The sequence below is a fragment of the Candidatus Accumulibacter vicinus genome (assembly GCF_000584955.1).
Classification (GTDB): Bacteria; Pseudomonadota; Gammaproteobacteria; order Burkholderiales; family Rhodocyclaceae; genus Accumulibacter; species Accumulibacter vicinus.
The window spans coordinates 61,331-72,884 of record NZ_JDSS02000041.1; the positions used below are offsets into that span (position 1 = coordinate 61,331).

General features: G+C 61.1%; 15 protein-coding genes, 1 other RNA gene and 1 pseudogene. 14 read left to right on the plus strand and 3 right to left on the minus strand.

Annotated features, from left to right (window positions below):
• The 14 genes from CAPSK01_RS17820 to CAPSK01_RS17880 all read left to right on the plus strand — a co-directional run.
• On the plus strand, positions 1-813 hold an 813-nt coding region (locus CAPSK01_RS17820; protein ID WP_273704005.1), incomplete at its 5' end, for an FAD-dependent oxidoreductase.
• Entirely contained in the window at positions 813-1,067 is a 255-nt protein-coding gene (locus CAPSK01_RS17825; RefSeq protein ID WP_034929866.1) for a MoaD/ThiS family protein, read from the plus strand. The genes CAPSK01_RS17820 and CAPSK01_RS17825, both read left to right, overlap by 1 nt.
• Before the next feature lie 3 nt (positions 1,068-1,070).
• A complete protein-coding gene (locus tag CAPSK01_RS17830; RefSeq protein WP_034929868.1) occupies positions 1,071-1,346 on the plus strand; it encodes a hypothetical protein in 276 nt (91 codons plus the stop codon).
• A gap of 18 nt (positions 1,347-1,364) precedes the next feature.
• An RNA gene (ffs, locus tag CAPSK01_RS23850) (signal recognition particle sRNA small type) lies at positions 1,365-1,463 on the plus strand.
• Positions 1,464-1,568: 105 nt separating this feature from the next.
• A complete protein-coding gene (dnaX, locus tag CAPSK01_RS17835; RefSeq protein ID WP_034929871.1) occupies positions 1,569-3,125 on the plus strand; it encodes a DNA polymerase III subunit gamma/tau in 1,557 nt (518 codons plus the stop codon).
• A gap of 23 nt (positions 3,126-3,148) precedes the next feature.
• Positions 3,149-3,472, plus strand: a complete 324-nt coding sequence (locus CAPSK01_RS17840) for a YbaB/EbfC family nucleoid-associated protein (RefSeq protein ID WP_034929873.1) — start codon at positions 3,149-3,151, stop codon at positions 3,470-3,472.
• Positions 3,472-4,074 (plus strand): recombination mediator RecR, encoded by a 603-nt coding sequence (gene recR / locus CAPSK01_RS17845; RefSeq protein ID WP_034929876.1) that lies wholly within the window; start codon positions 3,472-3,474, stop codon positions 4,072-4,074. The genes CAPSK01_RS17840 and recR overlap by 1 nt, the downstream gene beginning before the upstream one ends.
• Before the next feature lie 100 nt (positions 4,075-4,174).
• On the plus strand, positions 4,175-4,771 hold the full coding sequence (gene petA, locus CAPSK01_RS17850; protein WP_034929879.1) for a ubiquinol-cytochrome c reductase iron-sulfur subunit: 597 nt from the start codon (positions 4,175-4,177) through the stop codon (positions 4,769-4,771).
• 3 nt (positions 4,772-4,774) lie between these two features.
• On the plus strand, positions 4,775-6,094 hold the full coding sequence (locus tag CAPSK01_RS17855) for a cytochrome bc complex cytochrome b subunit (RefSeq protein WP_273704006.1): 1,320 nt from the start codon (positions 4,775-4,777) through the stop codon (positions 6,092-6,094).
• A gap of 13 nt (positions 6,095-6,107) precedes the next feature.
• Complete coding sequence (locus CAPSK01_RS17860; protein WP_034929881.1) at positions 6,108-6,818, plus strand: cytochrome c1; 711 nt, start codon at positions 6,108-6,110, stop codon at positions 6,816-6,818.
• A gap of 96 nt (positions 6,819-6,914) precedes the next feature.
• Positions 6,915-7,511: a glutathione S-transferase N-terminal domain-containing protein gene (locus CAPSK01_RS17865; protein ID WP_034929884.1), complete on the plus strand. Its 597-nt coding sequence runs from the start codon at positions 6,915-6,917 to the stop codon at positions 7,509-7,511.
• 69 nt (positions 7,512-7,580) lie between these two features.
• Positions 7,581-7,997 (plus strand): ClpXP protease specificity-enhancing factor, encoded by a 417-nt coding sequence (locus tag CAPSK01_RS17870; RefSeq protein ID WP_034929887.1) that lies wholly within the window; start codon positions 7,581-7,583, stop codon positions 7,995-7,997.
• 80 nt (positions 7,998-8,077) lie between these two features.
• Complete coding sequence (locus tag CAPSK01_RS17875) at positions 8,078-8,272, plus strand: hypothetical protein (protein WP_034929889.1); 195 nt, start codon at positions 8,078-8,080, stop codon at positions 8,270-8,272.
• A 155-nt stretch (positions 8,273-8,427) separates the two neighbouring features.
• Positions 8,428-8,691 carry a hypothetical protein gene (locus CAPSK01_RS17880; RefSeq protein ID WP_034929891.1) on the plus strand — a complete coding sequence of 88 codons (264 nt, stop codon included), beginning with the start codon at positions 8,428-8,430 and terminating at the stop codon, positions 8,689-8,691.
• A 170-nt stretch (positions 8,692-8,861) separates the two neighbouring features.
• On the opposite strand, the gene CAPSK01_RS23855 is transcribed toward CAPSK01_RS17880, so the two are convergent.
• The 3 genes and pseudogenes from CAPSK01_RS23855 to CAPSK01_RS17895 all read right to left on the minus strand — a co-directional run.
• A complete protein-coding gene (locus CAPSK01_RS23855; protein ID WP_273704007.1) occupies positions 8,862-9,050 on the minus strand; it encodes a DUF6399 domain-containing protein in 189 nt (62 codons plus the stop codon).
• Positions 9,051-9,275: 225 nt separating this feature from the next.
• Complete coding sequence (locus CAPSK01_RS17890; protein ID WP_076611401.1) at positions 9,276-10,658, minus strand: IS1182-like element ISAcc2 family transposase; 1,383 nt, start codon at positions 10,656-10,658, stop codon at positions 9,276-9,278.
• A gap of 33 nt (positions 10,659-10,691) precedes the next feature.
• Positions 10,692-11,554: pseudogene (locus tag CAPSK01_RS17895) on the minus strand (hypothetical protein); the annotation flags it as partial.

The window sequence follows — 11,554 nt, forward strand, 5'->3', positions numbered from 1 at the left end:
CAGATGGGCGCCGGTTTCATCGGTTGCATCATCATGGAGTCGCTGGCGGCGCGCGACCCGCAACTGACGGTCGTCGAGATGGGCGACCGGATGGTGCCGCGGATGCTTGATGCCGTGGCTGGGGCGATGCTTCGCCGCTGGTGCGAGGCGCGAGGGGTGCGCGTCCTGACCGGCCGGCGGGTAGTGGCGATTGCTGCGGCAGGCGAAGCGCTGCGGGTCCAGCTCGACGATGGCCAAACCCTGGAGGTCGACGCGCTGCTCAATGCGACGGGAGTCAGGCCGAACATCGCATTCCTCGATGGCAGCGGTGTCGCGGTCGATGCCGGAGTGCTCGTCGACGCGTCAATGCAGACCAGCGTCGCCGGTATCTACGCAGCCGGCGACGTCGCGGAAGCGGTCGAATTCGGAACCGGTCTGCGCGTCGTCAATGCCATTCAGCCCGATGCCGTCGAGCAGGCGCGCATCGCGGCACTCAATATGGCCGGTCAGCCGGCAGTCTTGCCCGGCACCTTCGTTTTCAACGTTCTCGACACTCTGGGGCTGATTTCCGCGTCCTTTGGCCAATGGCAGGGCGTTGCCGGTGGCGAAACCGCGCAACTCCTCGACGAAACCCGGTTTCGTTACCTGCGTCTGGCGTTTGCGGGTGATCGGCTGGTCGGCGCCAATTGCATCGGCCATACCGAGCACATCGGAGTACTGCGTGGACTGATTCAGGGACGGGTGCGTCTCGGAGAGTGGAAAGATCGTCTGCTCGCCAGCCCCCTGCAACTCGGCGAAGCCTATCTCGCCAGGGGACTGGCCATGGCGCACTGATGGAAATCACCTTGAAGCTGTTCGCTTCGCTTTCCGATTACCTGCCCGTGACGGCCCGGCGGACCAATGCCCTATCACTCGACGTTGCCGACGGGTGCAGCGTCGCCTCGGTCATTGATTCCTGGGCGCTGCCGCCGCGTCTGGTGCATCTGGTCCTGGTCAATGGCGAATTCATTCCGCCGCAGTTACGCGCCGAGCGCTGCCTGGCGCCAGACGACGTTCTGGCGATCTGGCCACCGATTGCTGGCGGTTAAGCCGTGGCCCATTTCACGATGACCTTGACGCTTCGTGAATTCGAGCGCCAATTGCAGCCGCTGTTGACCGGCTGGACAGCCGAACCACAAGCGCATGGTTGGCACCTCAGGCGTCCAGAGCGCAGCGTAATCATTTCCTGCTCGCAGCGACCGGCGCTGCGGCTTGGCGTACTGCTGCTGCCGCGTCTCGATGTGTCAATTGCCTTCAGCGGCAACGCCGACCAGGAAGCCGATTTCATCGAAGACTTCCTGCGCTATTTCCGGCGCGGCGGCGGCTGATGTGGTAGCATCTCAAGTGGCGGGTCTCCCCGCATCGCAGGATGGTGAACCTGGTCAGGTCCGGAAGGAAGCAGCCACAGCCGTCTGATGTGAGTGCCGGGGGTAAGGCTCGCCACCCTCCGCTTCCCTTCTGCTGCCGACTTTTGCCCAGATTTGCCCCGACCCCCCCGTGGTCAACAACTTCAGTGGGACCGGTAACGCCATCTGCTAGAATTCCCGCCCATGAGTTACCAAGTCTTGGCGCGCAAATGGCGCCCGCGAACGTTTGCCAGCCTGGTCGGGCAGGAACACGTCGTCCGGGCATTGACGCATGCGCTGACCGAACAACGTCTGCATCATGCCTATCTGTTTACCGGTACGCGCGGAGTTGGAAAAACCACGCTGGCGCGCATTCTTGCCAAAGCGCTGAATTGCGAAAGTGGCGTCACGGCGACTCCCTGTGGCGTCTGTTCGGCCTGTCGGGAAATCGACTCCGGGCGTTTCGTCGATCTGCTCGAAGTGGACGCAGCGACCAATACCAAGGTCGACGAAATGCGGCAGCTCCTCGAGAACGCGGTCTATGCGCCAACGCGTGGCCGCTTCAAGGTCTATGTGATCGACGAAGTCCATATGCTCTCGAACTCGGCCTTCAACGCCATGCTGAAGACCCTCGAAGAACCTCCGGAGCACGTCAAATTCATTCTTGCAACCACCGATCCGCAGAAGATTCCGATAACCGTGCTGTCACGCTGCCTGCAGTTCAATCTCAAGCAGATGACACAGCCGCTGATTGCCGGTCATCTCAAACACATTCTCGAAGTCGAGTCGATCAGCGCCGAAGCAGCTGCCCTGCAACTGCTGGCGCGCTCGGCAGCAGGCAGCATGCGTGATGCGCTGTCGCTGCTCGACCAGGCGATTGCGCATGGTTCGGGCAAGATCGAGGAAGCACAGGTACGCGAGATGCTCGGTGCGGTTGATCTTGACCACCTGTTCTTGATAGCCGATGCCCTGCTCGCCGGAGATGCGGCAGCCATGCTCCAGGTGGCCGATGACATGGCCACGCGCAGCCTGTCCTTTGACTCAGCATTGCAGGAGATGGCCAGTCTGTTCACCCGTTTGCAGATTGCCCAGCTCGCCCCCCAGGCGATCGCCGACGATTTCCCGGAGCGTCCGCGCCTTCTCGAAATCTCGGCCAGACTCGATCCGGAGTTCGTTCAGCTCGCTTACCAGATTGCCGTGCATGGCCGTCAGGAATTACCCTTGGCACCTGATGAACAGGCCGGTTTCATCATGACGCTGCTGCGCCTGTATGCTTTTCGTCCCGCGCTCGACGATCAATCTGGCGGACGACAGCGAGGCGCCGCTCCGGCGGGTGACCCGCTGCCAGCGTCCTCATCGACGCTGGCGCCTGCAGAAGCCGGCTCCGGGGTTGGCTGGCATGGCATTCTCGCCGCCCTCAAGCTCAGCGGTATGGCGCGGGAACTGGCGCAGCACTGTGAATTGCGCGAACTTGGGAAGGCACGGATGGTCCTCAGTCTTTCTCCGACGCACCGCCATTTGCTGATGAAACCTGCACAGGACAAGCTGCAGCAATCGCTCGCCGAGCATTTTGGCCATCCGCTGCAACTGGCGATCGAACTTGAAGAAGGCTCAGGGGATACTCCCGCCGCTGCCGCACAACGCGACCACCGTGAACGCATGGATCGCGCCATCGCTTCAGTCGAGCAGGATGGCTTCGTGCGGCAGCTCATCGAGACGTTCGACGCTACCCTGATCGAATCTTCCATAAAACCCATTTAATCGTTCACAGCGAGGCAAGCAAGATGATGAAAGGCGGAATCGCCGGCCTGATGAAGCAGGCTCAGCAGATGCAAGAAAACATGAAGAAAGCCCAGGAAGAGCTCGCGCAGCTTGAAGTCGAGGGACAATCCGGTGCCGGCGTGGTCAGGGTACTGATGACCTGTGGCCATAGTATTAGAAGGGTTATAATTGACCCTTCGGTGATGGACGACAGGGAGATGCTCGAGGATCTCGTGGCAGCCGCCCTGAACGACGCCATGCGGCGCGCCGAAGAGGTCTCCCAGCAACGGATGGCCGGTTTTTCCGCGGGACTCAATCTGCCACCCGGGTTCAAAATGCCGTTCTAATGAATACACCGTCGAGCCTCGAATCATTGATCGAGGCTTTGCGTTGTCTGCCGGGCGTGGGCCCAAAATCGGCACAGCGCATGGCTTACCATCTGTTGCAGCACAACCGCATGGGTGCCCAGCGTCTGGCTGACTCGCTGCAACTGGCTCTCGGCGCACTCCGTCACTGCCAGCGCTGCAACACCTTTACCGAGTCCGAAATCTGTGCCCGCTGCCTCTCGCACAAGCGTGACCCCAAGCTGCTCTGCGTTGTCGAAACGCCGGTGGACATGAACATGCTTGAGCAGACGCACGCCTATTCCGGCTTGTACTACGTGTTGATGGGTCGCGTTTCACCGCTCGATGGGATCGGCCCTGGCGAATTGCATCTCGAGCGTTTGCTGGCTCGTGCCTGCGATGGCGTGGTGCGAGAAGTGATCATCGCCACCAACTACACCAATGAGGGTGAAGCAACTGCGCACTACCTCTCCGAATTGCTTAAAAGTCGTGGCGTCAGCGTATCGCGCATCGCACGCGGCGTGCCGGTCGGCGGCGAACTCGAATATGTCGATGCAGGAACACTGGCGCAAGCCCTACGCGAGCGTCGACCGCTTGCTGGTTAAGCCGTTTCGGGTCTTCTCGATTCAATTCGAATCGAATTGGACGTATAATGGGGCAATTTAGTTCGTACCAACTTTTCATTACGTTCTAGGGATCAGCGCTATGAGCAATGAGAGCAAAGTGGACTGCGGCAGGCGGCGACTGGTCGTCGCGACTGCTGCGGTCGGCGGGGTGGGGGCGCTAGCCGCGCTCGTGCCTTTCCTGTCTAGCATGCTGCCATCCGAGCGTGCCAAGGCGGCCGGCGCACCGGTCGAAGTCGACATCGGCAGTCTCGAGCCTGGCCAGATGATCACTGTTGAATGGCGAGGCAAACCGGTGTGGATCTTCAATCGCAACCCATCCATGCTCGAAACATTGCCCAAGCTCAATGACTCGGTGGCCGATCCGAAGTCCGAGAAAAATATGCAGCCGGCCTATTGCAAGAACGAAACGCGCTCGATCAAGCCGGAAATTCTGGTTGCGGTGGGCATCTGCACACATTTGGGGTGCTCGCCTTCGACCAAGTTCAAGAAGGGTGCCGACGAAGGCATGGACAGCAATTGGCTGGGCGGTTTCCTGTGTCCCTGCCACGGTTCCACTTTCGACTTCGCCGGCCGTGTCTTCAAGAGCAAGCCGGCGCCGGACAATCTGGAAGTGCCGCCGCACATGTACCTGTCCGATAAGCGGATTCTCATCGGCGAAGACAAGAAGGGGGCTTAAGCAATGGCATCGAATACCAATTTCGAAAAGTACAAGTCTGACGGTTCCCTGCAGGGAAATCTGCTTGAGTGGTTTGATGCCCGTTTCCCGGCCACCTCGATGTGGCGCGGGCACCTTTCCGAGTACTATGCGCCGAAGAATTTCAATTTCTGGTACTTCTTCGGCTCGCTGGCGATGATGGTACTGGTCATCCAGATCCTGACCGGCATCTTCCTGGTGATGCACTACAAGCCCGATGCCTCGCTCAACGCCAATGGCATTCCAGTGGCCTTCGCCAGCGTCGAATACATCATGCGCGATGTGCCCTGGGGCTGGCTGATTCGCTACATGCACTCGACCGGCGCTTCGGCGTTCTTCATCGTGGTGTACCTGCACATGTTTCGTGGCATGCTGTACGGCTCGTACCGGCAGCCGCGCGAACTAATCTGGGTCTTTGGTACGCTGCTCTTCCTGTGTCTGATGGCCGAGGCCTTCATGGGCTATCTGCTGCCCTGGGGACAGATGTCCTTCTGGGGTGCGCAGGTGATCGTCAACCTGTTTTCCGCCATTCCGCTGATCGGTGAGCCCCTGTCGATCTGGATTCGTGGCGACTTTGTCGTCGGCGATGCCACGCTCAACCGCTTTTTCTCGTTTCACGTCATCGCTGTGCCGCTGGTGCTGCTCGGCCTCGTCGCCGCGCACATCCTGGCACTGCACGAAGTCGGCTCGAACAACCCGGACGGTGTCGAGATCAAGAAGCGCAAGGATGTTCACGGCAATCCGCTCGACGGCATTCCCTTTCACCCGTACTATACGGTCAAGGACATCGTCGGCGTGGTGGTGTTCCTGATGGTCTTCTCAATCATCGTTTTCTTCGCCCCCGAAGGCGGCGGCTACTTCCTCGAGTACAACAACTTTTTGCCGGCCGATCCGCTCAAAACCCCGCCGCACATCGCGCCAGTCTGGTATTTCACTCCCTACTACTCGCTGCTACGCGCCATGGTCTGGCCGCTGTTCGGGATCGACGCCAAGTTCTGGGGGGTGGTGGCGATGGGTGCCGGTGTCGTCATTCTTGCCTTCCTGCCCTGGCTCGATCGCAGTCCGGTCAAATCGATCCGCTACCGCGGCCCGATCTTCAAGACCCTGCTGACCTTGTTCGTGATCTCCTTTGCCATCCTGGGTTTCCTCGGCACGAAACCGCCGTCCTACGCTTTCTTCGGCGTCATCCCCGGTGCACCTGTGGCGCAGGTGCTCAGCGCTTTCTACTTTCTCTATTTTCTGACCATGCCCTGGTGGTCAAGGATCGACAAGTACAAGCCGGAACCCGATCGCGTGACGATGTAAAGGACTGCACAAAATGAAAAAACTGCTTATGGCATTGCTCTTTACCCCGGTCATCGCCCTCGCCAGCGGCGCTAGCGTACATCTTGACAAAGCGCCGGACGTGCAGGGCGACAAGGCGGCCCTGCAAAGCGGCGCGCGGACTTTCGTGAACTATTGCCTGAACTGCCACGGCACAAGTTTTGTCCGCTACAACCGCCTGACCGATCTCGGTCTCACCGAGCAGCAGGTCAAGGAAAACCTGATGTTTACTGCAGTCAAGACCGGCGAGACGATGCGCATTGCCGCTCGCCCCGATGAGCAGAAAGTATGGTTCGGCGCAGCACCTCCGGACCTCTCGCTGGTGGCACGCGCACGCGCGTCGGAAGATGGTAGCGGCGCCGACTGGTTGTACACTTATCTGCGTTCTTTCTATATGGACGAAAACCGCCCGACCGGCTGGAACAACACCCTGTTCGCAAATGTTGGTATGCCGCACGTCCTATGGCAGTTGCAGGGTCAGCAAGTGCTGAACAAGGAACAGCACTTGGAACTGGCTATACCCGGCACGCTGACACCTGCCGAGTACGACAAGCAGATCGGTGATCTGGTTGGTTTCCTGGTTTGGCTTGCCGAGCCCGATGCAGGGTTCCGCAGGAAGATCGGCTTCGGCGTCCTGGCCTTTCTGGTGGTGCTTTTCGCCTTCGCCTATCCGCTGAAGAAAGCGTACTGGAAAGACGTCAAGTAAGCAGCAGCGCCGGGGTTTCACCGCGGCATCGCCGGCGAGGACGCGACAAGCGCCCGTAGCCACCGCGATGCCGATTCGTTTTTGAGGGTATTGATCATGATGAATCTCTATTCGGGAACCACCTGCCCCTTCAGTCACCGCTGCCGTATCGTCCTTTATGAAAAAGGTATGGATTTTCAGGTGATCGATGTCGATCTTTTCGCCAAGGCCGAAGAGATTGCCATCATCAATCCTTACGGGCGGGTGCCGGTACTCGTGGAACGCGACCTCATCCTCTATGAGCCGAACATCATCAATGAATACATTGACGAGCGCTTCCCGCATCCGCAGCTGATGCCGGCCGATCCGATCATGCGCGCGCGCGCGCGCCAGCTCCTGATCACCATGGAGCGAGAGGTCTTCGCCTACATCGAGCCACTCGAAAAGAACAACAAGGCTGCCGAACGCTCGCGTCAGCAGATTCGTGATCGCCTTACCGAAATGGCACCGGTGTTCGTCAAGCAAAAGCACATGCTCGGGGAAGACTTCTCGATGCTCGATGTCGCCATTGCGCCCCTGCTCTGGCGGCTCGACCATTACGGGATCGAGCTGTCGAGGGTGGCCGCACCATTGATGAAGTACGGCGAACGGATTTTCAGCCGTCAGGGCTTCATCGATGCGCTGACGCCATCCGAAAAAGCGATGCGCAAATAGCCGCCGGCGATGACCTGCACCAGCATCTCCCGGCTTCCCTACCCCAATACCCCTTGAGGAAGTGTGAACGTGGACCTGCCGTCGACCAAACCCTACCTGATCCGCGCCATCCACCAATGGTGCTGTGACAACGGCTTCACCCCCTATCTGGTCGTCGCCGTCGATGCTCGCACGCGCGTACCGCTCGAGCATGTCCGCGACGGCCAGATCGTCCTCAATGTTGGCTATGATGCCACCGCGCATCTCAGCATGAATAACGACAGCATCTGGTTTCAGGCTCGTTTTGGTGGCGTGGCCCGCGACATCGCGATCCCGATTGGCAACGTATCTGCAATCTATGCCCGTGAAAACGGCGCCGGCATGGCTTTTGAACCCGAAGACGAAACCGTTTCCGAAGACACGGCCAGCAGCGAACCCCACCGGGACAGTCCACCGGATCCACCGCCGCCGCCAGTCAGCCGTGCCAAGTTGCAGCGCGTCAAGTGAGTGACGCCTGGCAGCTTGTCGGACTTCAACGCGCTTGATGCAAATCAAATAAGCAAAGCGATTCCAGGGGCAGTTCAATCATGAAGAACTCCCCCTTGGGGCTGAATTTTCAGAAGGAAATCGGCTGCCGTAAGGATCTCCTCACCAACATGGCCGAGGCCAAAGCCAAAATTGAACTCCGTGCGAAGAGGCGCGAGGCGCACGAGCGCGCTGAGTACGAGGAGAAAAAAACGGGAGCAGGTACGAACAAGCCTGTTCAGACAGAGCGCGAGTAAGCAAGTACAAGACCGGGGGGGCCGGCCATGCCTCCTGCCCCGCCGCCAGACAGCGTCGCAGTCAACTGGAAGCCTGAAGGACTGCCCAGCCGCGTTTCGCCTGTAGCTACTCACTGATGCTAAACTGCAGTCATTTCGATGTCACTGGAAAGCCTATGCCGACCCTCACTGTGCGCGATGTGCCTGCCGATCTGCACCAGTGGTTGAAGGAACAGGCAGAGGCCCACCGCCGTTCACTCAACCAGGAAGTCATCAGTCAACTCGATGCGTTGCGGAGCTTTCCTGCCAGCCGGTCTGATGCCGACCTGCGGCTGGCCCGTATCCGCGCGATTGCCAGACGCAGCGCTCGCCTTCCCGTGCTCGATGAGCGCCCCGAGGCCGAGATCCTTGGGCTGGGAGCGGACGGACTGCCGCGCTGACGATGGTCGTCGACAGCTCGGCATTGGTCGCCATCCTGCTGGGTGAGCCGGAAGGCGACGCGTTGGCTCTCGCGCTCGCCGGCGCGGAAATGCCGGTGATCTGTGCACCCAACTGGCTGGAGGCGGCCTCGATCATCGTTCCGGCCGCCCCCGCTACGCCGCCACCTGCATCAGATAGGGCTGCTTGGGTGGTCGAGGTCGTCGGCGCGACGGATGTGATAGTTGTGTACGGCGGTGAGCGCCGCGAGCTTGCGGTCGCTCAGGCGATGTCGGCCATGGTGATGCAGGGCCAGTTGGCCGTTGCGGCCTTCCACCCCGGAGCTGCTGCGCTGGAAGCGATCGGCGCATTCGCCGGCCACCTGTTCCAGGCGCGCGATCTCGGTGGATGGTAAGGCCTAGATCGGATGCGCGCCGTGACGCAGCGGTTCGAGCAACTGGCGGCTCAGAGGCTGTGAATTTTTCACTTCCGCACCGCGTTGGGCACAATTAGGCGGCTGGCGCCCGCCTGGGCCAAATTATGCTTAATGCATGTCGTGGCTAGCCTTTTGGCCTGGATCTACCCCTTTTCCGCGCTTTTCTCGCGATTACCCTGCCATTTGCGGTACGGCGGACGTTCCTGTCCCTAGGCCGACCAGTTCGGGTGCGAGCGTAGCGGCGCGCATGAGGTTGTGCGCCAGTGCGAACAGCAACGCGACGCCCTTGACTTTCTTCAGCCCGCGAACTAGTAAGCACTTCAGGCCGCGGTTGCGTGCCAGCGCATTCACACATTCGGCCGTCGCCGCGCGATCCTTGTAGAGAGCCTTGGCCTCATCGCTTCCCATACGTTCCCGCCATTGGGCTACCGCCGGGCTGTCCTTTGCCTTCGCTTGGTGAACGTCGACTGTCGGGTCTTTGGTCTTCGGCACGGGCGCATAGACGGGGGTCTCCTCGGCCACCGCGTCGAGTTGCCCATGCCCAGGATAGCCGCCATCGACCAGCCAACTCTCCGGGGTCTGACCACAGCGTTCGCTGACCTGCTCAACCATCGGTGACATCTGTCCCGGGTCGCTGCCGGCGGTCACCACCTCCACCCCGATGATCACCTGACTTTCGGTGTCGGTGGCGTACTGAAAGTTGAACGCCGGCCGAAATCCCCCATCCCCCCTCTTCATGACCGTTGCGTCAGCATCGGTGGTCGAGGCACGCGCTTCCTTCGGGTCCTTTCCTTGGCCCTTCTTGATCGCCGCCAGCTCGGGCAGCCGAGCCAAGGCGGCTTCGATGCGCGCTTCCCGTTCCGCCGCCGCACGCCGCTGTGCGGCTTGCTTGCGCGCTGTTTCGCCGACCGGGTCGTCATCCCCTTGCGCCTTGAGGCGGCTCACCTGCTCCCGCGCCGCTTCGAGGGACGCTTTGAGCTTCTCTTCTCGCCGGAACGAGGCGGCTCCGGCACTCGCTCGTACTCGCATCCCGTCCTGCGCCGCCGCCTTGAGCTTGACGGCTCCCGCGGCCATCAGACTCGCGACGTTGTCGGTCAACAGATCGTCCAAGGCGTCCCCTGGGTGGCTGCGAAAATCGGCCCAGGTGTGGTCATTGACTTGCACGCCACCACAGATCCACCGGTAGGCGTCATGAGCCTGCGTCAGTCTGGCCAGCGCACGAGCACCACCGACTCCTTCCAGGGTGGCGTCAAGCCACAGGGCGTACAGAATCTCCGGCTCAATTGCCGCTCGTCCTACTCCGCCCTCAACCACTTTGATTCCGGCATACAGCCCTTCCAGGTTCTGCCGCTCAACATACCCCCAGACGATCCTGGCTCGGTGCCCAGGCGGTAGCAGCGATTCCAGGTCACTCGCCCGCCATTCCAGCTGATTGCGGTTCGGCATCAGTACGCGCGCCGCCGCCTTCGGTGACGATGCCTTCGCACAACTCTGGCTCGTCGGCTTCGCTGGCGTCGTCGGCTCGTCGGGAAAAAGCAGGGAAGTCTCGATCATGCTCGTAGCCTGACAATATCAATGACCCCAGCATTATACCTGCTCCGCCGTGCCCGGGCCGACTCGCGGGATATTTTCACAGCCTCTCAGCGCGCGTAGTCGGTGACGCGGCTCGGCGAGAGTGCTGCGCGCGGCGACGCGCTCCAGATACAGAGCGGGAATCAGTTCTTCGACGAGGGCGCGCTCTAGGTCGGGGGGCAGCGCGAGGGCCTCGACCTGCCCCTGCAGGGTGGCGAAAAAGAAGGTGAGGGTGGCCAGCAGTTGGGTGGTCAAACGTTGCGCTTTGGCCAAGCGTTCACGGGTGCGCGTCGGCAGGTTAGCGGCCTGGGCGATACGCTCGAGCTGCGCCCAGACGCCGTTGAAGCGCTGCGCGACCTGTTCGACCGGTTGTGCCTGTCCGCGCTCCAGGTCATACGGGTGATACAGGATGCCCAGCTCACGCACCCGTTCGCGGGCCTCGCACTGACGCGCCTGCGCCTGGGTGTGCGCGATTTCGGCCTGCACCACCTCGCTCATGGCGGCCTGGAGGCGGGTGGCGAACGCGGGCGGACGACCGCAGGGACGAGGCGACAGGTCTTCGTATGCCTGCTGGGCCGCCCGCTCAATCGCCCAGCGCGTCTGGGCGGCCACCACGGTCGCGGCGGACTGTCGGACCTGGCGGGCCAGGTGCAGACTGGTGGCCTTCGACACCTCGTGCTGGCCATGGAAGAGGTCCGGCGAATGATGAGCGCCCAGGTCCACCTCGACATGCCGATGCAACGCCGTGGCCTCGTCGCTGGTGCCTTGGATCACGGTGACGTTCAACCCGACCAAGGCCGACTGGAGTGCCTGCGTCCAAGTTGCCGCCTTGCGATCCGCCGCGTACTGTTCCAGAAGAAGAAAGCCCGACACCGGCT

Bases quoted from the DNA above. Each gene is read 5' to 3' on its own strand.
- CAPSK01_RS17825 (WP_034929866.1), top strand. From the start codon at position 813: ATGGAAATCACCTTGAAGCTGTTCGCTTCGCTTTCCGATTACCTGCCC.
- dnaX (WP_034929871.1), top strand. From the start codon at position 1,569: ATGAGTTACCAAGTCTTGGCGCGCAAATGGCGCCCGCGAACGTTTGCC.
- CAPSK01_RS17840 (WP_034929873.1), top strand. From the start codon at position 3,149: ATGATGAAAGGCGGAATCGCCGGCCTGATGAAGCAGGCTCAGCAGATG.
- recR (WP_034929876.1), top strand. From the start codon at position 3,472: ATGAATACACCGTCGAGCCTCGAATCATTGATCGAGGCTTTGCGTTGT.
- petA (WP_034929879.1), top strand. From the start codon at position 4,175: ATGAGCAATGAGAGCAAAGTGGACTGCGGCAGGCGGCGACTGGTCGTC.
- CAPSK01_RS17855 (WP_273704006.1), top strand. From the start codon at position 4,775: ATGGCATCGAATACCAATTTCGAAAAGTACAAGTCTGACGGTTCCCTG.
- CAPSK01_RS17860 (WP_034929881.1), top strand. From the start codon at position 6,108: ATGAAAAAACTGCTTATGGCATTGCTCTTTACCCCGGTCATCGCCCTC.
- CAPSK01_RS17865 (WP_034929884.1), top strand. From the start codon at position 6,915: ATGATGAATCTCTATTCGGGAACCACCTGCCCCTTCAGTCACCGCTGC.
- CAPSK01_RS17875 (WP_034929889.1), top strand. From the start codon at position 8,078: ATGAAGAACTCCCCCTTGGGGCTGAATTTTCAGAAGGAAATCGGCTGC.
- CAPSK01_RS17880 (WP_034929891.1), top strand. From the start codon at position 8,428: ATGCCGACCCTCACTGTGCGCGATGTGCCTGCCGATCTGCACCAGTGG.
- CAPSK01_RS17890 (WP_076611401.1), bottom strand. From the start codon at position 10,658: ATGATCGAGACTTCCCTGCTTTTTCCCGACGAGCCGACGACGCCAGCG.